Genomic DNA, 23,871 nt, shown 5'->3' with positions numbered 1-23,871 from the left:
AGTTTCTACCGGCTCGATTGGGGCGGTATCGGCGGCGGCGGGGTGCGCCGCCGCTCGCGTCAGGCCGCGTTCGCCGCGCGTTCGGCCGCCTCGACGGTGTTGATCAGCAGCATCGTGATGGTCATCGGGCCGACGCCGCCCGGCACCGGCGTCAGGTGGCCGGCCACCTGGCTCACGCCGGCGAATTCGACGTCGCCGCACAGCTTGCCTTCGTCGTTGCGGTTCATGCCGACGTCGATCACGGTCGCGCCCGGCTTCACCATGTCGGCCGTCAGCACGTCGCGCTTGCCGACCGCCGCGACGACCACGTCGGCCGCGCGGGTGTGCGCGGCGAGGTCGCGGGTCTTGCTGTGGCAGATCGTGACGGTCGCGCCCGCTTCGAGCAGCATCAGCGCCATCGGCTTGCCGACGATGTTCGAGCGGCCGATCACGACCGCGTTCGCGCCCTGCAGCGGGATCCGGTAGGCCTCGAACATCTTCATCACGCCGTACGGCGTGCACGGGCGGAACAGCGGCTTGCCCGTCATCAGCGCGCCGGCGTTCGCGACGTGGAAGCCGTCGACGTCCTTCTCCGGGGCGATCGCCTCGATCACCTTGTGGCTGTCGATATGCGCGGGCAGGGGCAGCTGCACCAGGATGCCGTGGATCTTCGGGTCGCGATTCAGCTCGTCGATGCGCTTGAGCAGGTCGGCCTCGGACAGCGTGGCCGGGTAGTTGTCCTTCAGCGAGTGGAAGCCGTGGTCCTGGCAGGCCTTGATCTTGTTGCGCACATACACTTCGCTGGCGGGATTGTTGCCGACGAGGATCACGGCGAGTCCGGGCTGGTGGCCGCGCGCGGTCAGCGCCGCGGCGCGCTGCGCGGCTTCGCCGCGCAAGGTCTTCGAGAGGGCGTTGCCGTCGATGAGAGTGGCTGTCATGGTGATTCGCGTGCGAGTTGGAAAGCGGGGGCGCGCGACGCGGGGAGTGCGTCGCGGCGAAGGAGGGAATTATACCGGTCGGCCGGTGCCGCGGTCGGCCGGTGCCGCGGTCGGCCGGTGCCGCGGTCGGCCGGTGCCGCGGTCGGCCGGTGCCGCGGTCGGTCGGTGCCGCGGTCGGCCGGCGCCGCGGTCGGCCGGTGCCGCGTTCAGCCGTCGCCGCGCCCGCCCGCCGTCGCGCGGCTTCGCCGGCGAGCCGGCATGAGACGAGACGAACGAGAGGGGCGCGACAGACGGGGACGCGCGACGGGAGCGGTCGCGCGCGCGGCGCGTCCGGCGGGCGGGCCCGGACGCGCGCGGATGAGACGGGTCAGGCCTGCTTCTTCGACAGCGCGAGGCGCAGCAGGTCGGCCACCGTGTTGACGTTGAGCTTTTCCATGATGTTCGCGCGGTGCGCCTCGACCGTCTTGATGCTGATGCCGAGATCGTCGGCGATCTGCTTGTTGAGGCGGCCCGCGATGATCCGCTCGAGCACCTGCTGCTCGCGCGCGGTCAGCTTCGACAGGCGCTCGCTCGCGGCGCGCTGCTCCTGGACGCTCTTGCTCTCGCTGCGCGCCTTGTCGAGCATGCGCTCGACGAGCTTGCGCAGCTCGGCTTCGTCGAACGGCTTCTCGATGAAGTCCATCGCGCCTTTCTTCATGGTCGAGACGGCCATCGGCACATCGCCGTGGCCCGTCACGAAGATGATCGGCAGCGCGGCATTGTCGGCGATCAGGCGTTCCTGCAGTTCGAGGCCGCTCATCCCGGACATCCGCACGTCGAGGATCAGGCAGGCGATCTGGCCCGCCTGCTGCGCGGGCTGGTACGCATCGAGAAACTGCTCGGCGCTCGAGAAGCATTGCACGCGATAGCCGTTCGCCTCCAGCAGCCAGCGCAGCGAGTCGCGCACGGCCTCGTCATCGTCGACGACAAAGACGGATTCCTGAGTGGTGGTGACAGGGCTATTCATATATCTCCCGTTACGGTTTGTGATGTCGATGCCTCGGACCCGCCGCGCCCGAGATCTTCGGGTTCCCCCACGGGCAGGCTGCAGTGGAACGTCGCGCCGGCAATGCGGCCATCCGCCTCGACGTTGTTGACCACCCACAGACGCCCGCGATGCGATTCAATGATCGAACGACAGATGTTGAGCCCCATGCCCATGCCGTCGGACTTGGTGCTGTAAAACGGTTCGAACAGCCGTTCGGCCGTCGCCTCGTCGACGCCGGGGCCCTGGTCGATCACGCGGATGTCGACGAAGCCCGCCTCCAGGTCGGCGACCACGCGGATCGCGCCGTCGACCGCCTGCGGGTGCGCATCGTGCATCGCTTCGGCCGCGTTCTTCATCAGGTTCACGAGCACCTGCTCGATCAGCACCGGGTCGACATAAATAATAGGCATTCTTGCGCGGATTTCGGTGACGATCCGGATCCGGCGCTTTCTCGCCTCGATCTCGGCGAGGCCGACCGCGTCCGCGACGATGTCCGCGACCCGCGCGGGCTCGCGCTTCGGCTCGCTGCGCTTCACGAACTCGCGGATCCGCTTGACGATCATTCCGGCGCGCAGCGCCTGCTGCGCGGTCTTTTCGAGCGCCGGCAGCAGCGTCTCGGGGGTCGCGCGGCCGCCCTTGACGAGCGCCACGGTGCCGGAACAGTAATTGTTGATCGCCGCGAGCGGCTGGTTCAGCTCATGCGCAATCGACGACGCCATTTCGCCCATCGTCATCAATCGGCTCGTGAACTGGAGCTTCTCTTCCTGCTGGTGCGCCAGCTCCTGCGCCTTCTTGCGGGTCGTGATGTCGGTGGCGATCTGCATCTGGGCGAGGTGGCCGTCGACCCACTGGATGTACTGGCGACGCACCTCGAACCATTTCTGGATGCTTTCGACGTACACCTCCTGCGCGTCGGCCGTGCTCTCGGTGAGCGCGGCGGCGGGCAGGCCGGCGTAGGCGTCGACGAGGTCGATCGAGTCCGACGACGCCTGCGCGCTGTCGAAGCCGCCGCCCGACAGTTCCAGGTGGCCGTCCGGCCGGATCCCGAACAGGTGGCGGTAGTAGCGGTTCGCGAACAGCAGCTCGGCCTCGTCGGCGGCGAGCACCGAGACCGCCGCGTCGAGGCTTTCGAGCACGGTCGTGAAGCGTTCGTGCGCGGCGGCCAGCTCCTCGCGCGCGCGCTTCGGCTCGGTGATGTCGGTCATCGACGACATCCAGCCGGTCTGGCGTCCGGCGCTGTCGATCAGCGGCGAGACGTAGAGGCGCGCATGGAACATCGAGCCGTCCTTGCGCCGCACCCGCAGCTCGAAGCCCGAAGACGGCGCCTTGCCGCGCAGCGTCATGTCGAGCTGGCGCTGCATTTCCGGGTAGGTGTCGCGCGGCCAGTACGGGAACGGCGCGACCTTGCCGACGAGGTCGCCTTCGTCCCAGCCGGTCATCCGGCAGAACGCGGGATTCACGTGCGTGATGCGGCCGTGCATGTCGAGCACGCGCATCCCGATCAGCACCGAGTTCTCCATCGCGCGGCGGAAGAACGCCTCCGCATAGAGCGCCTGCTGCGCCTCGAAGCGCTGGCGGGTGTGCTTCCACAGGCTCCAGAGACTCCACAGCACGAAGCACGACAGCCCGGCGACGAGCCAGACGAGTGTGTTGTTGGTCAGGTTGGTCATCTGCGGGTACGCGTACACGCGCACCGTCAGCCCCTGGCCGGGCGGGTCGAGCGGCAGATCGTAGTGGGCGTCGCGCGGCAGGCGCGGGCGCGAGGAGGTCGACGCGAGTTCGCGGTTGTTCGCGTCGGTGATCGAGATCTTGTACTTGGCCGACAGCTCCTGCGGGATGTCGTGCTTCAGCATGCCCTCGACCGAGAACACCGCGGCGATCGAGCCGAGATACTCGCGGTCGCGCATCACGGGCGTCTGCAGCGCGAGGTAGCCGTTGCCGAAGTCGTCGTAGACGAGCGGCGAGTACACCTGGCGGCGCGTGCCGCGCGCCTCGGCGAAGGCGCCGCGCGCGGCGTCCTCCATCTGGGTGTCGTTCGGCTTCGCGAAGCGCTGGCCGACGAGCGGCAGCAGCATCGCGGGCCAGCGGCGCTGGCCGGGCGACGTATACCAGTTCAGGTAGAGGATCTCGGGGTGCGCCTGCATGATGTCGCCGACCGCCATCTGGAACGCGTGCTCGTCGATGCGGCCCGCCGCGAGATCGCGCGCGAACGCCTGCAATTGCTCCTGCGCGCCCGTCATCGACAGGCGGATCTGCTGCTGCGCCCAGGCGACGTTGCGATACAGCGTGTCTTCCTGCTGCTGCTGCTCGCGGCGGTTGAGGCTCCACAGAATGAGGCTCATCACCACCAGGAACACCAGGATCGACAACAGGGGGGTCAGTAGATAGGAATTGGACCACCACGGTCCGTGGTGCCAGCGGGACGGCTGCGAATCCGCCGGCGAACCCGACGGCCGCGCCGAACGTGCGAAAAGCCGATCGGTCAACATGGCTGGATTGTAGCGCAGCGCACCGCGCGCAAAAGGCGTACAAGAATTATTGAACCAAAAGCGAAATTATCGCCGGGCCGGCCCTCGGCGAGCCTTGTCGGATGGGTGCGGCGCAGCAATATTTCATATTACGATAAAAGATCTCACTATTCGAAAATTTTGTTGCACGTGGCCCGCGACGCTCTTTACAATCCGCGGGAGCTTGCCGCAGGCGGCCGGAATTCCGTCGTCTGCAACCAGAGCGATCCTCACATTCAAGGCCCCAGGAGACGAGTATGTCCGCCGTACCCAACGAAGTGATGAAGTATGTCGTCGCCGATCGTGACGACGATCCCCAGGAAACCGTCGAATGGCTCGAGGCGCTTGATGGCGTGATCTCCTCCGTCGGCCCGGGCCGCGCGCACTACCTGATCGAGAAGCAGATCGAATTCGCGCGCATGCACGGCGAGCACCTGCCGTTCTCCGCGAACACCCCGTACATCAACACGATTCCGGTCGAAGGCCAGGCGAAGATCCCGGGCGACCAGGACATCGAGCACCGCATCCGCTCGTACACGCGCTGGAACGCGATCGCGATGGTGCTGCGCGCCGGCAAGGACACCAACGTCGGCGGCCACATCGCGTCGTTCGCGTCGGCCGCGACGCTCTACGATGTCGGCTACAACCATTTCTGGCATGCGCCGTCCGCCCAGCACGGCGGCGACCTCGTGTTCGTGCAGGGCCACTCGTCGCCGGGCGTGTATTCCCGCGCGTTCCTGCTCGGCCGCCTGTCCGAGGACCAGCTCGACAACTTCCGCCAGGAAGTCGGCGGCAACGGCATCTCGTCGTATCCGCACCCGTGGCTGATGCCCGACTTCTGGCAGTTCCCGACCGTTTCCATGGGTCTCGGCCCGATCATGGCGATCTACCAGGCGCGCTTCATGAAGTACCTGCAGGCGCGCGGCATCGTGACGACCGAAGGCCGCAAGGTGTGGGCGTTCCTCGGCGACGGCGAGACCGACGAGCCGGAATCGCTGGGCGCGATCGGCATGGCGAGCCGCGAGAAGCTCGACAACCTGGTGTTCGTGATCAACTGCAACCTGCAGCGTCTCGACGGCCCGGTGCGCGGCAACGGCAAGATCATCCAGGAACTGGAATCGGAATTCCGCGGCGCCGGCTGGAACGTGATCAAGGTGATCTGGGGCAGCCGCTGGGATGCGCTGTTCGCGCGCGACAAGTCGGGCGCGCTGATGCGCCGGATGATGGACGTCGTCGACGGCGAGTACCAGACCTACAAGTCGGAGTCGGGCGCCTTCGTGCGCGAGCACTTCTTCAATTCGCCCGAGCTGAAGGCGCTGGTCGCCGACTGGTCGGACGACGACATCTGGAACCTGAACCGCGGCGGCCATGATCCGCACAAGATCTACGCGGCGTTCCACGAGGCGAGCCACTCGAAGGGCGCGCCGACCGTGATTCTCGCGAAGACCATCAAGGGTTACGGGATGGGCGAGTCGGGTCAGGCGATGAACATCACCCACCAGCAGAAGAAGCTGCCGGTGGAGCAGCTGAAGAAGTTCCGCGACCAGTTCCGCCTGCCGATCCCGGACGACGTGATCGCCGACGTGCCGTACGTGAAGTTCGAGGAAGGCTCGAAGGAACTCGAGTACATGCGCGCACGCCGCATGGACCTCGGCGGCTACCTGCCGCAGCGCCGCCAGAAGGCGGAATCGCTGCCGGTGCCGGCGCTCGGCATGTTCGAGCCGCTGCTGAAGGGCACGGGCGAAGGCCGCGAGATCTCGACGACGATGGCGTTCGTGCGGATCCTCAACATCCTGCTCAAGGACAAGGCGCTCGGCAAGCGCATCGTGCCGATCGTGCCCGACGAGTCGCGCACCTTCGGCATGGAAGGCCTGTTCCGCCAGATCGGCATCTGGAACCAGCAGGGCCAGAAGTACGTGCCCGAGGATTCCGACCAGCTGATGTTCTACAAGGAATCGGAAAGCGGCCAGATCCTGCAGGAAGGCATCAACGAAGCGGGCGGCATGTGCGACTGGATCGCGGCGGCGACGTCGTATTCGACGCACGGCGAGATCATGGTGCCGTTCTACATCTTCTATTCGATGTTCGGCTTCCAGCGGATCGGCGATCTGGCCTGGGCCGCGGGCGACATGCGGTCGCGCGGCTTCCTGCTCGGCGGCACCGCGGGCCGCACCACGCTCAACGGCGAGGGCCTGCAGCACGAGGACGGCCATTCGCTGCTGTGGGCGGCGTCGGTGCCGAACTGCGTGAGCTACGACCCGACCTTCGGCTACGAGCTGGCGGTGATCGTGCAGGACGGCCTGCGCCGCATGGTGTGGGAGCAGGAGGATGTGTACTACTACATCACGGTGATGAACGAGAACTACGAGCACCCCGCGATCCCGCAGGGCGAGCACGTGGCGGCCGACATCATCAAGGGCATGTACGCGTTCCGCAAGGCCGACGCCGACAAGAAGGCGCCGCGCGTGCAACTGCTCGGCGCGGGCACGATCTTCAACGAAGTGATCGCCGCCGCCGACCTGCTCAAGAACGACTGGGGCGTCGCGGCCGACCTGTGGAGCGTGCCGAGCTTCACCGAGCTGGCCCGCGAAGGTCATGAGGTCGAGCGCTGGAACCTGCTGAACCCGACCGCGGAGCGCAAGCTGTCGCACGTGCAGCAATGCCTGAAGGACACGCAAGGTCCGGTGATCGCGTCGACCGACTACGTGCGCGCGCTGGTCGACCAGATCCGCGGCCAGGTGGACCGCAAGTTCGTGGTGCTCGGCACCGACGGCTATGGCCGTTCGGATACGCGCGAGGCGCTGCGCCATTTCTTCGAGGTCGACCGCTTCTGGGTGACCGTGGCCGCGCTCAATGCGCTCGCCGACGAGGGTACGATCGAGCGCAAGGTGGTGGCGGACGCGCTCGCGAAGTACAACCTCGACCCGGCCAAACCCAACCCGATGACGGTTTAACGCACGCGCACCGTATGACGCCGCGACGCGGCCCCGTGCGGGGTGGCGGCGCGGCTCAGGAGACACAAACAGATGAGTCAAGCGATCGAAGTGAAGGTGCCGGATATCGGCGATTACAAGGACATCCCGGTCATCGAGGTGCTCGTGAAGGCGGGCGACACGGTCGAGGCGGAGCAATCGCTCGTCACGCTCGAGTCGGACAAGGCGACGATGGACGTGCCGAGCCCCACGGCCGGCACGGTCAGGGAAGTGAAGGTGAAGGTGGGCGATTCGGTGTCGGAAGGCTCGCTGATCATCCTGCTGGAAGGCGGCGCCGCGAAGGCGAACGGCGCGGCTGCGCCGGCGCCCGCGCCCGCAGCGGCGCCCGCGCCCGCGCCTGCCGCGAGCGGCGGCACGGTCGACGTGAAGGTGCCGGACATCGGCGACTACAAGGACATCCCGGTCATCGAGATCGGCGTGAAGGTCGGCGACACGGTCGAGAAGGAGCAGTCGCTCGTCACGCTCGAATCGGACAAGGCGACGATGGACGTGCCGAGCCCGGCCGCCGGCACGGTCAAGGAACTGAAGGTGAAGCTCGGCGACACGGTGTCGGAAGGCACGCTGATCGTGGTGCTGGAAGCCGCGGGCGGCGCCGCCGCGCCGGCCCCCGCGCCGCAGCCGGCCGCCGCGCCTGCTCCGGCGCCCGCGCCGGCCGCAGCCGCCGCGCCCGCGCCGTCGGCTGCGCCGGCATCCGCACCGGCCGTCGCGCCGGCGGCGGGCGGCGAATACCGCGCGAGCCACGCGTCGCCGTCGGTGCGCAAGTTCGCGCGCGAGCTGGGCGTCGATGTCGCGCGCGTGCAGGGCACGGGGCCGAAGAGCCGCGTGACCAAGGACGACGTGACGGGCTTCGTGAAGGGCGTGATGACGGGCCAGCGCGCGGCGCCGGCGGGCGCGGCCGCGCCCGCGGGCGGCGGCGAGCTGAACCTGCTGCCGTGGCCGAAGGTCGACTTCACGAAGTTCGGCCCGGTCGATCCGAAGCCGCTGTCGCGCATCAAGAAGATCTCGGGCGCGAACCTGCATCGCAACTGGGTGATGATCCCCCACGTCACCAACAACGACGAGGCGGACATCACCGAGCTGGAAGCGTTGCGCGTGCAGCTGAACAAGGAAAACGAGAAGGCCGGCGTGAAGTTCACGATGCTGGCGTTCGTGATCAAGGCCGTGGTGTCGGCGCTGAAGAAGTTCCCGACCTTCAACGCGAGCCTCGACGGCGACAACCTCGTGTTCAAGCAGTACTACCACGTCGGCTTCGCGGCCGACACGCCGAACGGCCTCATGGTGCCGGTGATCCGCGACGCGGACAAGAAGGGTCTCGTCGACATCGCGAAGGAAATGACGGAGCTGTCGAAGGCGGCGCGCGAAGGCAAGCTGAAGCCGGACCAGATGCAGGGCGGCTGCTTCTCGATCTCGTCGCTGGGCGGGATCGGCGGCACGAACTTCACGCCGATCATCAACGCGCCGGAAGTGGCGATCCTCGGCCTGTCGCGCAGCGCGATGAAGCCGGTGTGGGACGGCAAGCAGTTCGTGCCGCGCCTCACGCTGCCGCTGTCGCTGTCGTATGACCACCGCGTGATCGACGGCGCGGAGGCGGCGCGCTTCAACGCATATCTGGCGGCGATCCTCGCCGATTTCCGCCGCGTGATCCTTTGATGAGCGCGGGGGCGCGCGCGGCGGTCATGCCGTCGCGGCGCGCCCGCCCGTGTGTCTGTCAGCGGTAGTCCATACAAGTAGGGGACAGTTCATGAGTCTCATCGAAGTCAAGGTGCCGGATATCGGCGATTTCAACGGCGTCGATGTCATCGAGGTCAACGTCCAGCCGGGCGATACGATCGAGAAGGAGCAGACGCTCGTCACGCTCGAATCCGACAAGGCGTCCATGGAAGTGCCGAGCGACGTCGCCGGCGTCGTGAAGGAAGTGAAGGTCAAGGCGGGCGACAAGGTGTCGCAAGGCACGGTGATCGCGCTCGTCGAGGCCGCGGCGTCCGCCGCCGCGCCGGCGCCCGCGAAGCCCGCGCCCGCCGCCGCACCGGCCCCCGCGCCCGCGCCCGCGCCGACCCAGGCGCCGCAGGCGGGCAGCTATGCCGGCCCGGTCGATGTCGAGTGCGAGATGCTCGTGCTGGGTTCGGGCCCGGGCGGATACTCGGCCGCGTTCCGCGCCGCCGATCTCGGCATGAAGACCGTGCTCGTCGAACGCTACGACGCGCTCGGCGGCGTGTGCCTGAACGTCGGGTGCATCCCGTCGAAGGCGCTGCTGCACACCGCGCTCGTCATCGACGAGGCGTCGGCGCTGGCGTCGCACGGCATCTCGTTCGGCAAGCCGGAAGTGGATCTCGACAAGCTGCGCGACTTCAAGAGCAGCGTCGTCAAGAAGCTGACGGTGGGCCTCACCGGCATGGCGAAGGCGCGCAAGGTCGAGGTGGTCACGGGCGTCGGTGCGTTCGTCGATGCGCATCACCTGGAAGTGCAGGGCGAGGGCGGCAAGAAGGTGGTGCGCTTCAAGCAGGCGATCATCGCGGCCGGCTCGCAGGCGGTGAAGCTGCCGTTCATGCCGGAGGATCCGCGCGTGATCGATTCGACGGGCGCGCTGGAGCTGCGCCAGCTGCCGAAGCGCATGCTCGTGATTGGCGGCGGCATCATCGGCCTCGAAATGGCGACGGTGTACTCGACGCTGGGCGCCGAGATCGACGTCGTCGAGATGATGGACGGCCTGATGATGGGCGCGGACCGCGATCTCGTGAAGGTCTGGGAGAAGTACAACGCGAAGCGCTTCAGCAACGTGATGCTGAAGACGCGCACGACCGGCGCGGAAGCGAAGGACGACGGCATCTACGTGAGCTTCGAGGGCGAGAAAGCCCCGGCGGACGCGCAGCGCTACGACCTGGTGCTGGTCGCCGTGGGCCGCAGCCCGAACGGCAAGAAGATCGGCGCCGACAAGGCGGGCGTGGCGGTGACGGAGCGCGGCTTCATCGAGGTCGACAAGCAGATGCGCACCAATGTGCCGCACATCTTCGCGATCGGCGACATCGTCGGCCAGCCGATGCTCGCGCACAAGGCGGTGCACGAGGGCCACGTGGCGGCCGAGGCCGCGCACGGCGAGAAGGCTTACTTCGACGCGCTGCAGATTCCGTCGGTGGCGTACACGGATCCGGAAGTCGCATGGGCCGGCAAGACCGAGGACCAGTGCAAGGCCGAAGGCATCAAGTACGGCAAGGCGGTGTTCCCGTGGGTGGCGTCGGGCCGGGCGATCGCGAACGATCGCGACGAGGGTTTCACGAAGCTGCTGTTCGACGAGGCGACGCATCGCGTGATCGGCGGCGGCATCGTCGGGCTGAACGCGGGCGACCTGATCAGCGAAGTCTGTCTGGCGGTCGAGATGGGCGCGGACGCGGAGGATATCGGCAAGACGATCCATCCACACCCGACGCTCGGCGAATCGATCGGCATGGCGGCCGAGCTGTACGAAGGGGTCTGTACGGACCTGCCGCCGCCGCGCAAGAAGGCATAACGCGCGGTTCGCGGAAGGGCGTCGCCGGAGGGCGCGGCCCATCGTGGTTCACCAAAACGCCCGGCGCATTGCGCCGGGCGTTTTGCATGGGGGCGGGAGTACGTGTGGGGCCGGGTGCAGTGAATCGGAGAGGCGGCGCGGCGGAGAGCCCTGGCCGTTCGGCTCCGTCGTGATTCGGCCCGCAGTGCCCCTCGCGGCGAGCGCCCATGAAAAAGCCCGCGCGAACGCAGGCTTTCCGATATCGCGTGCCGCCCGCAGGGCGGCGTCCGCTCAGGCCGACTTGGTCGTCGTCGGCGCGGCGGCGGTGGTGCTGCGGCGCGATGCGGCAGCGGCGCTGTTGGCGGCCTTGGTCGCAACGGCTGCGGCGGCGTTGAAGTTCGTTTCGGCGATTTCCACGGCCTGCTTCGCGGCCTTCTGGACCGTTTCGTAGGTCGTCGTCGCGGCGTTGAGCGCCGACTTCAGCGCGGCAACGGCGGTTTCGGAACCGGCCGGCGCGTTCTTCGCGACGTTGTCGACGAGCGCCTGCACCTTGCGGTTCTGCTCTTCGTACTGGGCTTCCGCGACCTTCGCGAACTCGGCTTGCGTGGCCGAAGCGATTTCATACAGATGGCGGCTGTACGACAGGACCTTCTCGGCGATCGGCTGGGTCAGGCTGGCCTGCAGCGCGAGCAGTTCCTGCGCGTCCTTCACGGACAGCGCGCGCTGCACGTTTTCCTGGCTTTCCGCGAGCGTCGACTTCACGACTTGCAGATTCAGTTCGACGAGCTTCTCAACGCCTTCAAAGGCCTTGGTCGTCAGGCCGAACAGGCTTTCGAAGTGGGCTTTCTGGGCGGCGGCGAATTGCTCGGGGGTCAGCAAAGACATGGTTCACGCTCCTGAAAATCGATCGATGATCGCTTGGGGAAAGGCACAAGTTTGGGGAACGACGCTCGTGCGGTGCTTTGTGCATCGCAACAATGAGAGTTATTTTAGGCCGCCAAAAACGAATGTCAAGGATATTTTGTGCGTCGCACAATATCGGTAAATTATCGACAAAACAATGAGTTATCCCGCAACATTGGGATCGGTTTCAAGCGCTGTGCCGCGCTGCGCGCCGAGGTGGGGCAGGCGGCGGGGCGCACCATGACGGCGCGCAGGTAAACCAGTTGAGGGGGTGGAACGTTTACCCCGAATGCTGGTCGAAACGCGCGCCGTTGGTCGGGCCGCCGGACGCACGATGCGCCGGCGCCCTTGCCGGCGGGCCGTTCGGGCCGCCTGGCAGCAGTAGGCAGTATGCGTGATTTCCCCGCTTCATCCTGTTCCCGGATTGCCGATAAACCGCTAAGTGAGTGCCGGCGGGCCGGCATCCTTGCATCTCATCGTATTTTTCGATGAAAACGGGAGGGCCGATTGTCTTGAGATGATCGTGTCTTACATTCCGGTTTAACGAAAGACGGTAAGTGCCTAATATTGCTTATTTTTTCCGGTTTAACTACACTTGCGGAAACCTCCCGCCCGCTTTGTTCAGACCCCAATGAAAGCCCAATTGTTTTCACCGTTCAAAATGATGCAGGGCATGGCCCTCGGCACCGCGGTCTCCGTGGCCGTGTCGGTGCTGATGGCCACTGCCGCGATCGCGCCTGCCGAGGCGCTCGCCGCGCCCGCGAAGGCATCCCAGCCCGCGAAGGGCAAGAAGAAGGCCACTGCGTCCGCCAAGAAGGGCGTGCGTCCTGCCGTCGCGAAGGAAGCGCCGCGCGCGAAGGCGACGCGCAAGCGCGTGACCTTCGTGTCGAACGGGGGGCACCGCGGGGTGCGCAAGGTGGCGTTCCAGCCGCGCCCGCCGTCGGTCGGCCAGGCGTTCGGCCTGCACGAGACGCCTGACGCGCTCGCGCTGCGTTCGAGCGTCGCCTACGTGATCGACCAGAATTCGTCCGAGCCGCTGTTCGACAAGAACTCGCGCGCCGTGGTGCCGATCGCGTCGATCTCGAAGCTGATGACCGCGATGGTCGTGCTCGATTCGAAAATGTCGCTGACCGACCAGATCGACGTGACGGACGAGGATCGCGACTACGAGAAGGGCACGGGGTCGCGCCTGTCGGTCGGGTCGACGCTGTCGCGCGAAGACATGCTGCACATCGCGCTGATGGCGTCGGAGAATCGTGCGGCCGCCGCGCTGTCGCGTTACTACACGGGCGGCCGGCCGGCGTTCATCGCGGCGATGAACGCGAAGGCGAAGTCGCTCGGCATGAACGACACGCATTTCGAGAACTCGACCGGGCTGTCGAGCCAGAACGTGTCGAGCGCGCGCGACCTGGTGAAGATGGTGAACGCGGCGTACCAGTACCCGCTGATCCGCAAGTTCTCGACCGACCGCAGCTACGACGTGTTCACGGGCAAGCGTTCACTCGCCTACAACAACACGAACGCGCTGGTGCGCAATCCGTCGTGGGACATCGGTCTGCAGAAGACGGGCTTCATCAACGAAGCGGGCGAGTGTCTGGTGATGCAGACCACGATCCACGGTCGTCCGATCGTGATGGTGCTGCTCGATTCGTTCGGCAAGTACTCGCGCTTCGCGGACGCGTCGCGCGTGCGCAGCTGGCTCGACAACGGCGGCGGCGAACGGCTGACCGCGGCCAACACGGCGACGGGTGGAACCTGATCCCGGCGCGCCGGTTGCGCGACGCCATGAAAAAAGCCCCGCTTGAGCGGGGCTTTTTTCATGGCGTCCGGAACGCGGCGTCACGCGTGCCTCAGCGCGCTCGCATCGGCATCCTTGGGTGCGTGCTGGTAGCCGAGCGACTCGGAGATCGTCAGCGCGGTGTGGCTCAGCTGGCCGAGCCAGGCATCCTGCAGCCGGTCGGCCGGCGCGGACAGCGACAGTCCGGCGACCAGCTTGCCTGAGTCGTCGTAGATGCCGGCCGCGATGCAACGCACGCCCAGTTCCAGTTCCTCGTTGTCGCGCGCGCAGGCCTGCTGGCGCACCAGGGTCAGTTCGCGTTCGAGTTTCGTGAGATCGGTGATGCTGTTCTGCGTGTGGCCGGCGAGCCCGGTGCGGGTCGCGTAGGCGCGCACCCGCGACGTCTCGTCGGCGGCCAGGAACAGCTTGCCGACCGACGTCAGGTGCAGCGGCGCGCGGCCGCCGATCGCGCGCACCACCTGCATGCCCGAGCGTTCCGAATACGCGCGTTCGATATAGACGATCTCGTCGCCCTGGCGCACCGACAGATTGACCGTCTGGCCCGTGAGGCGGTGCAGCTCGCGCATCGGCGTCAGCGCGGCATCGCGCACCGACAGGCGCGCCTTCACGAGGTTGCCGAGTTCGAGCAGGCGCATGCCGAGCCGGTAGGTGCCCGGATCGGAGCGGTCGACGAGACGGCAGGTGACCATGTCGTTCAGGATCCGGTGCGCGGTCGACGGATGCAGCTCGGTGCTCTGGGCAAGCTCCTTCAGGCTGACCGGATCGGTGTGGCCGGCGAGCGCGTCGAGAAGCCGCATCATGCGCTCGATCACTTGGATCGACGTTTTGGAATCCGGATTCGGGTTGCTCATCGTGGCGGGTCGGTGATGCATCGGATGCTGGGACGAACGATTGTATCTCGTATAGTGAAAAAAGCGAACGGCGTTCGAGGAAGTCCTCGCGTGCGGCGGCTGTTCGCGATGCGTTGGTTTCGCGCGGCAAAGCGCGGATAATGAGCGTCGTTTTCTCGAAGGAGTGGCTATGCGAGTCGGTTTGTTCGTGACGTGCCTGATCGACCTGATGCGGCCCGAGATCGGGTTCTCTGCGTTGAAGCTGATCCAGCAGGCGGGCTTCGAGGTGGTCGTCCCGGCCGCGCAGACCTGCTGCGGCCAGCCGGGCTACAACAGCGGCGAGCGTGCGCTCGCGCGCGACCTCGCGGAGAAGACGCTGCGCGAGTTCGAGCCGTTCGATTACGTGGTGGTGCCGTCGGGTTCGTGCGGCGGGATGCTGCGCGTGCATTACGGCGACCTGTTCCGCGACGATCCCGAGCTGATGGCGCGCTACGGCCGCCTGCGCTCGCGGGTGTATGAGCTGACCGATTTCCTCGTGAACGTCGCGAAGGTGACGCTGGAGCCGGGCGAGTTCGCGGGGCCCGTGACCTACCATGATTCCTGCTCGGGATTGCGCGAGCTGGGTGTGAAGGCGCAGCCGCGCGCGTTGCTCGCGCAGCGCGGCGTCGAGGTCCGGGAGATGAAGGATTGCGAGCACTGCTGCGGCTTCGGCGGCACCTTTGCGCTGAAGTACGGCGACATCTCGACCGCGATCGTCGACGAGAAGTGCGCGAACGTCCGCGCGAGCGGCGCGCCGACCGTGGTGCTCGGCGATCTCGGCTGCATGCTCAATATCGAGGGGCGGCTGCGCCGCACGGGCGACCACGCCACGCGCGTGCTGCACATCGCGCAGGTGCTGGCGGGCGACGCCTGAGCGCCGCGCCCCTTCCGTTTCCGAATCCACAGCGAGCCGCCATGCAAGTCCAATCGATGCATTTCAAGGCGCGCGCGGGCCAGAAGCTCGCGGACCAGCGCCTGCAGCAGAACCTCAAGAAACTGTCGAGCAAGTTCGTGTCGGCGCGCGCCGAATCGCTCACGCAGATCGATTTCGCGGCGACGCGGGCCGCGCTGAAGGCGCGCCGCGACCGCGCGCTCGACGATCTCGACCAGTGGCTCGAGGCGTTCGAGCGCGAGGCCGCGCGGCGCGGCGCCACCGTGCTGTACGCCGAGAGCATGGACGACGCGGCGCAGCTCGTCGCCGACATCGCGCGGCGCCACGACGTGAAGAAGGTCATCAAGACGAAGTCGATGGTGACCGAGGAGATGCGCCTGAACGCGGTGATGGCGGGCATCGGCGTGCAGTCGATCGAGACCGACCTCGGCGAGTACATCCTGCAGATCAACGACAACGAGGCGCCGAGCCACATCATCGCGCCCGCCGTGCACAAGGACCAGGACGAGATCGCGGACCTGTTCGCGAAGACGCACGGTCGGCCGCGCCTGACGGACATCCCCGCGATGACGCACGAGGCGCGCGAGATGCTGCGGCCGCAATTCCTGTCGGCGGACATGGGGGTGACGGGCGGCAACTTCCTGATCGCCGAGACCGGCTCGGTCGTGCTCGTGACCAACGAGGGCAACGAAGGGATGTGCACGGTGATGCCGCGCGTGCACGTCGCGGTGACGGGCATCGAGAAGGTGTTGCCGACGCTCGAGGATCTCGCGACCGCGATGCGGCTCCTGCCGCGCTCGGCGACCGGGCAGAAGACCTCCAACTATCTCTCGCTGCTCACCGGCCCGCGCGGCGAGGGCGATGTGGACGGCCCCGAGCACATGTACGTGGTGCTGGTCGACGGCGGCCGCAGCGGGCTCCTCGGCGGCGAGTTCCAGGAGATGCTGCGCTGCATCCGCTGCGGCGCATGCATGAACCATTGCCCGGTGTACCAGAAGGTCGGCGGGCATGCGTACGGCTGGGTCTATCCGGGGCCGATGGGCTCGGTGCTCACGCCGAGCTACGTCGGGCTCGAATCGACGCTCGACCTGCCGCAGGCCGCCACCTTGTGCGGCGAGTGCGACAGCGTGTGTCCGGTCGGCATTCCGCTGTCCTCGCTGCTGCGCAAGCTGCGCGAGAAGCAGGTGGAGCGCGGGCTGCGCCCCTGGCGCGAACGCGCGGCGCTCGCGGCCTGGGGCTTCCTCGCGCGCCGGCCGACGCTCTATGCGCTCACGACCAAGCTCGCGGTGCGCATCCTCGAGCGGGCGGGCGGCGGCGCGTCCGAGCGGCGCGGGATCCGGCGGCTGCCGTTCGGGGCCGGCTGGAGCGCCACGCGCGACCTGCCGACGCCCACCGGCCGGACGTTCCGCGAGCTGTACGCGGCGTCGCGCAGTCATCTCGGCTGACCCCGGGGCGCGTGGGGATCGACACTGTTCATCCCCACGCAACACTGCGTTCGCTATTCGGATATTTATCTCGATAGACGTGATCTATAGAATCTCGACATGCAAGCATCGGACACAGGTCCGGCGCTGCAGTCTGGAGAGGTCACATCATGAGAAAGACAATAGCGATGTACTGGCCGTTGGCGATCGTCGTGCCGTTGGCGGCTGCGGCTTACCTGCACGCGGCGGGCAATGCGCATCCGCGCGAACCGCTCGCGATCCATCAGGCTTCGGCCGAACTCGCGCGCGCCGTGTCGTTCGGGTTGGTCGGCGACGCGGATGCGCCGGCGCGTCCGGCGATGGCGAGCGACGCGCCGATCGCCGCCGCGAAGACGCTGTGAGCGGACGGGCGTCCTCGGCGGGCCGGCGCGCGTCTTTGTATAATGGCGTGTTGTCCACTCGGGCGGTTCGCCGCCGCAGCCCGGTTGCGTGATGAAATCCGTTGCGATCTGCTTCGTGTGTCTCGGCAATATCTGCCGTTCGCCCAGCGCCGAAGGCGTGATGCGCGAGCTGGTCAGGGCGGCCGGGCTCGCCGGGTCGATCACGATCGATTCGGCCGGCACCGGCGACTGGCATCTCGGCGAGCCGCCCGATACGCGTGCGCAGCAGGCCGCGCGCTCGCGCGGCTATGACCTGTCGGCGCTGCGCGCCCGGCAGATCGAGCCGGGCGATTTCGAGCGCTTCGATCTCGTGCTCGCGATGGACGCGGCCAACCTCGCGGAACTGCGCAAGCGCTGCCCGGCGCGCCATCACGACAAGGTCAGGTTGCTGGCCGAGTTCGGCAGCGATGCCGCGGTGCGCGAGATCGCGGACCCGTATTTCGGCGGCGCGCAAGGATTCGAGCAGGTCCTCGACCAATGCGAGGACGCCTGCCGCGGCCTCCTCATGCACCTGACCGACGCACCGCGCACCGGTAACTAAGCGCTTCGCGAATCCCCTTTTCGAGACAGGGATACTTGACTAAAAGCGTCAGTTATTTATACTTGACCAAAATCGTCAAGATTGCTGCCCCCAAACATCATGAGACTCACCACGAAAGGTCGTTTCGCTGTCACGGCGATGATTGACTTGGCACTGCGCCACGAGCAGGGCCCGGTGACGCTAGCCGGCATCAGCCAGCGCCAGCGGATCTCGCTGTCGTACCTCGAGCAGCTGTTCGGCAAGCTGCGCCGCCATGAAATCGTCGAGTCGGTCCGTGGGCCGGGCGGCGGTTACAACCTTGCGCGCCGCGCGCAGGACGTGACGGTCGCGGACATCATCATCGCGGTCGACGAGCCGCTCGATGCGACGCAATGCGGCGGCAAGGGCGCGTGCGAAGGCACGAAGCAGCCCGACGGCCACTGCATGACGCACGAGCTGTGGTCGACGCTCAACCAGAAGATGGTCGAATACCTCGATTCGGTGTCGCTGCAGGATCTCGTCGATCAGCAGCGCGCGCGCGAAGGCGCGCCGGCGGTGCTGCGCGACCGCCGCGCCCCGGAGCAGGCCGTATCGGCCGTCGAGCCGGTCCGGCCGATGCCGCTCGGGCCGAACTCGGTCTTCAACATCGCGAGCTCATGATGCGCTGCCGAGTGGCGGCCAGCACAACAAATCGTCCCTGCACTGAACAGAATACCCGGAGCGACAGATGAACAACGAGATTCCCCACCTGCCCATCTACATGGACTACAGCGCAACGACGCCCGTCGATCCGCGCGTGGTCGACAAGATGGTGCCGTACCTGCGCGAGCAGTTCGGCAACCCGGCGTCGCGCAGCCATGCCTATGGCTGGGATGCCGAGCGCGGGGTCGAAGAGGCGCGCGAACAGGTGGCGGCGCTCGTGAACGCCGATCCGCGTGAAATCATCTGGACGTCCGGCGCGACCGAATCCGACAACCTCGCGATCAAGGGCGCGGCGCATTTCTACCAGGGCAAGGGCAAGCACCTCATCACGGTGAAGACCGAGCACAAGGCCGTGCTCGACACCTGCCGCGAGCTGGAGCGCGAAGGCTTCGAAGTGACCTACCTCGACGTCAAGGACGACGGCCTCGTCGACCTCGACGCACTGAAGGCCGCGCTGCGCCCGGACACGATCCTCGTGTCGGTGATGCACGTGAACAACGAGATCGGCGTGATCCAGGATATCGCGACGATCGGCGAGCTGTGCCGTGAGAAGGGCATCATTTTCCACGTCGACGCCGCGCAGTCGACGGGCAAGGTCGAGATCGACCTCGCCAAGCTGAAGGTCGACCTGATGTCGTTCTCGGCGCACAAGACCTACGGTCCGAAGGGCATCGGCGCGCTGTACGTGCGCCGCAAGCCGCGCGTGCGGATCGAGGCGCAGATGCACGGCGGCGGCCACGAGCGCGGCATGCGCTCGGGCACGCTGGCGACCCACCAGATCGTCGGCATGGGCGAGGCGTTCCGGATCGCGCGCGAGGAAATGGCGACCGAGAACGAACGCGTCCGCATGCTGCGCGACAAGCTGCTGCGCGGCCTGTCCGAGATCGACGAAACCTATGTGAACGGCGACATGGAGCAGCGCGTCCCGCACAACCTGAACATCAGCTTCAACTTCGTCGAAGGCGAGTCGCTGATCATGGCGATCAAGGATGTCGCGGTGTCGTCGGGCTCCGCCTGCACGTCCGCGTCGCTCGAGCCGTCCTACGTGCTGCGCGCGCTGGGCCGCAACGACGAACTGGCGCACAGCTCGATCCGCTTCACGGTCGGCCGCTTCACGACGGAGCAGGACGTCGACTACGTGATCAATCTGCTGAAGAGCAAGATCGCGAAGCTGCGCGACCTGTCGCCGCTCTGGGAAATGCACCAGGAAGGCATCGATCTGTCGACCATCGAATGGGCGGCCCACTGAATCATGTCGCGGCGCCCGCGCGCCGCGATGACGAAACGAAGCAAGGAGTCTGAGTCATGTCATACAGCAACAAGGTTCTGGATCACTACGAAAACCCGCGCAACGTCGGCTCGTTCGAGAAGGACGACGACGCGGTCGGCACCGGCATGGTCGGCGCGCCCGCCTGCGGCGACGTGATGAAGCTGCAGATCCGCGTCGGCGCGGACGGCGTCATCGAGGACGCGAAGTTCAAGACCTACGGCTGCGGTTCGGCGATCGCCTCCAGCTCGCTCGTCACCGAGTGGGTGAAGGGCAAGACGCTCGACCAGGCGCTCGCGATCAAGAACACGCAGATCGCCGAGGAACTCGCGCTGCCGCCGGTGAAGATCCACTGCTCGATCCTCGCGGAAGACGCGATCAAGGCGGCCGTGGCCGACTACAAGAAGCGCCACGACGGCGCTGCGGCCTGAGCGGCCCCGGAACGGATCACGCAGCGGCTTCAGGAATGCAATACGCGGTCCGCTCGCCACGCTTGGCGAGCTCCGCGCGCAAGGACATCATGGCAATCACACTGACCGAAAAAGCAGCGCAGCATGTGCGGAAGTACCTGACGCGGCGCGGCAAGGGGCTGGGCCTGCGGCTCGGCGTGCGCACCACCGGCTGCTCGGGCCTGGCCTACAAGCTCGAGTATGTCGATGAGGTCGCCGGCGAGGACCAGATGTTCGAGAGCCACGGCGTGAAGGTGTACGTCGACCCGAAGAGTCTCGCGTATATCGACGGCACCGAGCTCGACTTCGCGCGCGAAGGGTTGAACGAAGGCTTCAGGTTCAACAACCCGAACGTGAAGGACGAGTGCGGCTGCGGCGAATCGTTCCGCGTGTGACGAGACTTCGCGCGACGCGCTCGAGAGGCGGCATGAGCCGCCTTTTTAACGTGCGGCGCCTGGCGCCGCCGGCCCTTTACCTGATGGACGCGATGCGATGGTCTCGCTGAAGGACAGCCACTTCGATCTCTTTGACCTGCCGGCGCGATTCGCGCTCGATCCGCAGGCGCTCGACGCCGCGTACCGCGCGGTGCAGACCCAGGTCCATCCCGACCGCTTCGCCGCCGCGGGCGACGCGCAAAAGCGCATTGCGATGCAGTGGGCGACGCGCGCGAACGAGGCCTACCAGACCCTGCGCGATCCGCTCAAGCGTGCGAGCTATCTGCTCGGGCTGCGCGGCATCGATATCGGCGCGGAGAACAATACCGCGATGGAGCCGGCGTTCCTGATGCAGCAGATGGCGTGGCGCGAGGGGATCGAGGACGCCGCCGCGGCGCGCAACGTCGATGCGCTCGACGCGCTGCTCGCGACGCTGCGCGACGAGAAGCGCCAGCGGCTCGACAAGCTCGGCGCGCTGCTCGACAGCGGCGCGGACCAGGGCGCCGCCGAGGCGGTGCGTCAGCTGATGTTCATCGAGCGCGTCGCGGCGGAAATCGACGCGCAGATCGAGCGTCTCGAACATTAACGGCGTGCCCTCGCGGCACGCGTTGCAAGCGGGGCGAAGCGCCCCTCACCGAAGAAACAAATGGCCTTACTGCAAATCTCCGAACCCGGCATGGCGCCCGCGCCGCATCAACGGCGGCTCGCCGTCGGCATCGATCTCGGCACGACGAACTCGCTCGTCGCCGCGGTCCGCAACAGCGTGCCCGAAGTGTTGCCCGACGATGACGGCCGCGTGCTGCTGCCGTCGGTGGTCCGCTACCTCGAGAAGGGCGGGCGCCGGATCGGCCACACCGCGAAGGCCGAGGCGGCGAGCGATCCGCGCAACACGATCGTGTCGGTCAAGCGTTTCATGGGGCGCGGCCGGCACGAGGTCGAAGGCGCGGCGAACGCGCCCTACGATTTCGTCGATGCGCCCGGCATGGTGCAGATCCGCACGGTCGACGGCGTGAAGAGCCCGGTCGAGGTGTCGGCCGAGATTCTCGCGACCCTGCGGCAGCGCGCCGAGGATTCGCTTGGCGACGAGCTGGTCGGCGCGGTGATCACGGTGCCGGCCTACTTCGATGAAGCGCAGCGTCAGGCGACCAAGGACGCCGCGCGGCTTGCCGGGCTCAACGTCCTGCGCCTCCTGAACGAGCCGACCGCGGCCGCGATCGCGTACGGCCTCGACAATGGTTCGGAAGGCCTGTACGCGGTCTATGACCTCGGCGGCGGCACCTTCGACCTGTCGATCCTGAAGCTGACCAAGGGCGTGTTCGAGGTGCTGGCGGCGGGTGGCGATTCCGCGCTCGGCGGCGACGACTTCGATCACGTGCTGTTCGACCATGTGCTCGCGCAGGCGGGCCTCGCGGCGCGTTCGCTCGCGCCCGGCGACGTGCGCCTGCTGCTCGACCGGGTGCGCGTGCTCAAGGAAGCGCTGTCGGACGCGGCCGAGGCGACGCTCGACGTGACGCTGTCGAACGGCGCGCGCCTCGTGCAGACGCTCGGCGCCGACGCCTTCGCGGCGCTGGTCGAGCCGCTCGTGCAGCGCACGCTGGCGCCGACCCGCAAGGCGCTGCGCGACGCGCAGGTGAGCGCGGCCGACATCAAGGGCGTGGTGCTGGTCGGCGGCGCGACGCGCATGCCGGTGATTCGCGCGGCGGTGGCCGCGCATTTCGGCCAGCCGCCGCTCGTCAATCTCGATCCCGATCAGGTCGTCGCGCTCGGCGCGGCGATCCAGGCCGATCTGCTGGCGGGCAACCGCGGCAATGGCGACGACTGGCTGCTGCTCGACGTGATCCCGCTGTCGCTGGGCGTCGAGACGATGGGCGGGCTGGTCGAGAAGATCATTCCGCGCAATTCGACGATTCCGGTCGCGCGCGCGCAGGAATTCACGACCTTCAAGGACGGCCAGACCGCGATGGCGATCCACGTGGTGCAGGGCGAACGCGAACTGGTGGCGGACTGCCGCTCGCTCGCGCGCTTCGAACTGCGCGGCATCCCGCCGATGACGGCGGGCGCGGCGCGGATCCGCGTGACCTATCAGGTCGACGCGGACGGGCTGCTGTCGGTGTTCGCGCGCGAGCAGCACTCGGGCGTCGAGGCATCGGTCGTCGTCAAGCCGTCCTACGGCCTCGCCGACGACGATATCGCGAAGATGCTCGAGGACAGCTTCCAGTCCGCCGAGATCGACATGCGCGCGCGCGCGCTGCGCGAGGCGCAGGTCGATGCCGAGCGTCTGCTGGAAGCGACCGAGGCGGCGCTGGCCGCCGACGGCGAACTGCTCGATGCGGCGGAACGCGTGACGGTCGACGCGCTGGCCGCCGCGCTGCGCGCGCTCGCGCCCGGCGACGACGCGGCGGCGATCGAGGCCGCGACCCAGGCGCTGGCCGACGGCACCGACGAATTCGCGGCGCGCCGGATGAACAAGGGCATCAAGCGCGCGCTCGCGGGCCGCAAGCTCGACGAGATCTGACACCATGCGCTCCGCGCGGCCGCCGGCCGGCGGAGCACCTTAGACGGCGCGGCGAGCGGGCCGCGCACCTGCTGAACAACGGAACGAACATGCCTCAAATCGTAGTGTTGCCCCACGTCGAACTGTGTCCGGATGGCGCGGTCATCGACGCGACGCCCGGCAAGAGCATCTGCGACAACCTGCTCGACAACGGCATCGAGATCGAGCACGCCTGCGAGAAGTCGTGCGCGTGCACGACCTGCCACGTGATCGTGCGCGAAGGCTTCAACGACCTGGACCCGTCGGACGAGGACGAGGACGATCTGCTCGACCGCGCCTGGGGCCTCGAGCCGACGTCGCGGCTGTCGTGCCAGGCGATCATCAAGGAAGACTCGGAGCTGGTCGTCGAGATCCCGAAGTACTCGATCAACCACGCGAAAGAGAATCACTGACGCATGCGTTCGAAGGAGGGCGGTACGATGAAATGGACGGATTCGCGCGAGATCGCGATTGCGCTCGCGGACAAGTACCCGGACGTCGACCCCAAGACGATCCGCTTCACCGAGCTGCGCCAGTGGGTGCTCGCGCTCGACGGCTTCAACGACGACCCGAATCATTCGGGCGAGAAGATCCTGGAAGCGATCCAGCTGCACTGGATCGACGAGTCGGACTTCGACGACGAGGACTGAGCCTGCCGCGCGACGCGCGGCGGGCTCAAGCGAAAAGGCGCGCGACCCGAAAGGGTCGCGCG

General features: G+C 67.2%; 21 protein-coding genes and 1 pseudogene. 17 read left to right on the top strand and 5 right to left on the bottom strand.

The genetic code is table 11. The annotated features are described in order from the left end of the window. Window positions 1–59: 59 nt before the first annotated feature. The 3 genes from folD to fixL form a co-directional block, all read right to left on the bottom strand. Window positions 60–917, bottom strand: a complete 858-nt coding sequence (folD, locus tag Bsp3421_RS23585) for a bifunctional methylenetetrahydrofolate dehydrogenase/methenyltetrahydrofolate cyclohydrolase FolD (RefSeq protein WP_274003891.1) — start codon at window positions 915–917, stop codon at window positions 60–62. 367 nt (window positions 918–1,284) lie between these two features. After that, entirely contained in the window at window positions 1,285–1,923 is a 639-nt protein-coding gene (gene fixJ, locus Bsp3421_RS23580; RefSeq protein WP_274003890.1) for an oxygen response regulator transcription factor FixJ, read from the bottom strand. Next, window positions 1,920–4,433: an oxygen sensor histidine kinase FixL gene (gene fixL / locus Bsp3421_RS23575; protein WP_274003887.1), complete on the bottom strand. Its 2,514-nt coding sequence runs from the start codon at window positions 4,431–4,433 to the stop codon at window positions 1,920–1,922. Before fixL ends, fixJ begins: the two co-directional genes overlap by 4 nt. On the opposite strand from fixL, the pseudogene Bsp3421_RS34100 reads away from it, so the two are divergent. The 4 genes and pseudogenes from Bsp3421_RS34100 to lpdA all read left to right on the top strand — a co-directional run. Then, window positions 4,353–4,571: pseudogene (locus Bsp3421_RS34100) on the top strand (hypothetical protein); the annotation flags it as partial. The gene fixL and the pseudogene Bsp3421_RS34100 sit on opposite strands and share 81 nt — an antisense overlap. A 137-nt stretch (window positions 4,572–4,708) precedes the next feature. Beyond that, a complete protein-coding gene (gene aceE / locus Bsp3421_RS23570) occupies window positions 4,709–7,405 on the top strand; it encodes a pyruvate dehydrogenase (acetyl-transferring), homodimeric type (RefSeq protein WP_274003885.1) in 2,697 nt (898 codons plus the stop codon). Window positions 7,406–7,477: 72 nt separating this feature from the next. Further along, window positions 7,478–9,094 (top strand): dihydrolipoyllysine-residue acetyltransferase, encoded by a 1,617-nt coding sequence (gene aceF / locus Bsp3421_RS23565; protein ID WP_274003884.1) that lies wholly within the window; start codon window positions 7,478–7,480, stop codon window positions 9,092–9,094. Between the two features lie 91 nt (window positions 9,095–9,185). Beyond that, complete coding sequence (lpdA, locus tag Bsp3421_RS23560; RefSeq protein WP_274003882.1) at window positions 9,186–10,949, top strand: dihydrolipoyl dehydrogenase; 1,764 nt, start codon at window positions 9,186–9,188, stop codon at window positions 10,947–10,949. A 270-nt stretch (window positions 10,950–11,219) separates the two neighbouring features. Here the strand turns inward: lpdA and Bsp3421_RS23555 are convergent, their stop codons facing one another. Next, window positions 11,220–11,813: a phasin family protein gene (locus Bsp3421_RS23555; protein ID WP_252986625.1), complete on the bottom strand. Its 594-nt coding sequence runs from the start codon at window positions 11,811–11,813 to the stop codon at window positions 11,220–11,222. 649 nt (window positions 11,814–12,462) lie between these two features. Here Bsp3421_RS23555 and pbpG point away from each other — a divergent pair. Beyond that, on the top strand, window positions 12,463–13,590 hold the full coding sequence (gene pbpG / locus Bsp3421_RS23550) for a D-alanyl-D-alanine endopeptidase (protein ID WP_274003878.1): 1,128 nt from the start codon (window positions 12,463–12,465) through the stop codon (window positions 13,588–13,590). A gap of 80 nt (window positions 13,591–13,670) precedes the next feature. On the opposite strand, the gene Bsp3421_RS23545 is transcribed toward pbpG, so the two are convergent. After that, a complete protein-coding gene (locus Bsp3421_RS23545) occupies window positions 13,671–14,480 on the bottom strand; it encodes an IclR family transcriptional regulator (protein WP_274003875.1) in 810 nt (269 codons plus the stop codon). A 169-nt stretch (window positions 14,481–14,649) separates the two neighbouring features. Here Bsp3421_RS23545 and Bsp3421_RS23540 point away from each other — a divergent pair, with 169 nt between their 5' ends. The 12 genes from Bsp3421_RS23540 to iscX all read left to right on the top strand — a co-directional run bounded on the left by Bsp3421_RS23540 (window position 14,650) and on the right by iscX (window position 23,809). Continuing rightward, window positions 14,650–15,372 (top strand): (Fe-S)-binding protein, encoded by a 723-nt coding sequence (locus Bsp3421_RS23540; protein ID WP_274003873.1) that lies wholly within the window; start codon window positions 14,650–14,652, stop codon window positions 15,370–15,372. 41 nt (window positions 15,373–15,413) lie between these two features. Then, a complete protein-coding gene (locus Bsp3421_RS23535) occupies window positions 15,414–16,835 on the top strand; it encodes a LutB/LldF family L-lactate oxidation iron-sulfur protein (RefSeq protein ID WP_274003871.1) in 1,422 nt (473 codons plus the stop codon). Between the two features lie 149 nt (window positions 16,836–16,984). After that, complete coding sequence (locus tag Bsp3421_RS23530; RefSeq protein ID WP_274003870.1) at window positions 16,985–17,215, top strand: hypothetical protein; 231 nt, start codon at window positions 16,985–16,987, stop codon at window positions 17,213–17,215. Window positions 17,216–17,306: 91 nt separating this feature from the next. Next, window positions 17,307–17,795 (top strand): low molecular weight protein-tyrosine-phosphatase, encoded by a 489-nt coding sequence (locus Bsp3421_RS23525; RefSeq protein WP_274004330.1) that lies wholly within the window; start codon window positions 17,307–17,309, stop codon window positions 17,793–17,795. Window positions 17,796–17,894: 99 nt separating this feature from the next. After that, the gene (iscR, locus tag Bsp3421_RS23520; protein ID WP_274003868.1) at window positions 17,895–18,434 is read left to right on the top strand and encodes a Fe-S cluster assembly transcriptional regulator IscR; all 540 of its coding nucleotides are present in this window, start codon (window positions 17,895–17,897) and stop codon (window positions 18,432–18,434) included. Window positions 18,435–18,501: 67 nt separating this feature from the next. Then, window positions 18,502–19,725 carry an IscS subfamily cysteine desulfurase gene (locus tag Bsp3421_RS23515; RefSeq protein ID WP_274003866.1) on the top strand — a complete coding sequence of 408 codons (1,224 nt, stop codon included), beginning with the start codon at window positions 18,502–18,504 and terminating at the stop codon, window positions 19,723–19,725. A gap of 56 nt (window positions 19,726–19,781) precedes the next feature. Next, window positions 19,782–20,174, top strand: coding sequence for a Fe-S cluster assembly scaffold IscU (iscU, locus tag Bsp3421_RS23510; protein ID WP_252986616.1), 393 nt, complete (start codon window positions 19,782–19,784; stop codon window positions 20,172–20,174). 89 nt (window positions 20,175–20,263) lie between these two features. Next, window positions 20,264–20,587 carry an iron-sulfur cluster assembly protein IscA gene (gene iscA, locus Bsp3421_RS23505; RefSeq protein WP_274003864.1) on the top strand — a complete coding sequence of 108 codons (324 nt, stop codon included), beginning with the start codon at window positions 20,264–20,266 and terminating at the stop codon, window positions 20,585–20,587. Window positions 20,588–20,684: 97 nt separating this feature from the next. Then, on the top strand, window positions 20,685–21,212 hold the full coding sequence (gene hscB, locus Bsp3421_RS23500) for a Fe-S protein assembly co-chaperone HscB (protein ID WP_274003863.1): 528 nt from the start codon (window positions 20,685–20,687) through the stop codon (window positions 21,210–21,212). 60 nt (window positions 21,213–21,272) lie between these two features. Further along, on the top strand, window positions 21,273–23,141 hold the full coding sequence (hscA, locus tag Bsp3421_RS23495) for a Fe-S protein assembly chaperone HscA (RefSeq protein ID WP_274003862.1): 1,869 nt from the start codon (window positions 21,273–21,275) through the stop codon (window positions 23,139–23,141). Window positions 23,142–23,230: 89 nt separating this feature from the next. Further along, window positions 23,231–23,572 carry an ISC system 2Fe-2S type ferredoxin gene (fdx, locus tag Bsp3421_RS23490; protein ID WP_274003860.1) on the top strand — a complete coding sequence of 114 codons (342 nt, stop codon included), beginning with the start codon at window positions 23,231–23,233 and terminating at the stop codon, window positions 23,570–23,572. A gap of 27 nt (window positions 23,573–23,599) precedes the next feature. Beyond that, on the top strand, window positions 23,600–23,809 hold the full coding sequence (iscX, locus tag Bsp3421_RS23485; RefSeq protein ID WP_274003859.1) for a Fe-S cluster assembly protein IscX: 210 nt from the start codon (window positions 23,600–23,602) through the stop codon (window positions 23,807–23,809). The last annotated feature ends 62 nt before the right edge of the window (window positions 23,810–23,871 follow it).

It is taken from the genome of Burkholderia sp. FERM BP-3421, from assembly GCF_028657905.1.
Lineage (GTDB): Bacteria > Pseudomonadota > Gammaproteobacteria > Burkholderiales > Burkholderiaceae > Burkholderia.
Note: the sequence above shows the minus strand (reverse complement) of the source record. Positions and strands in the feature narration are given on the sequence as shown.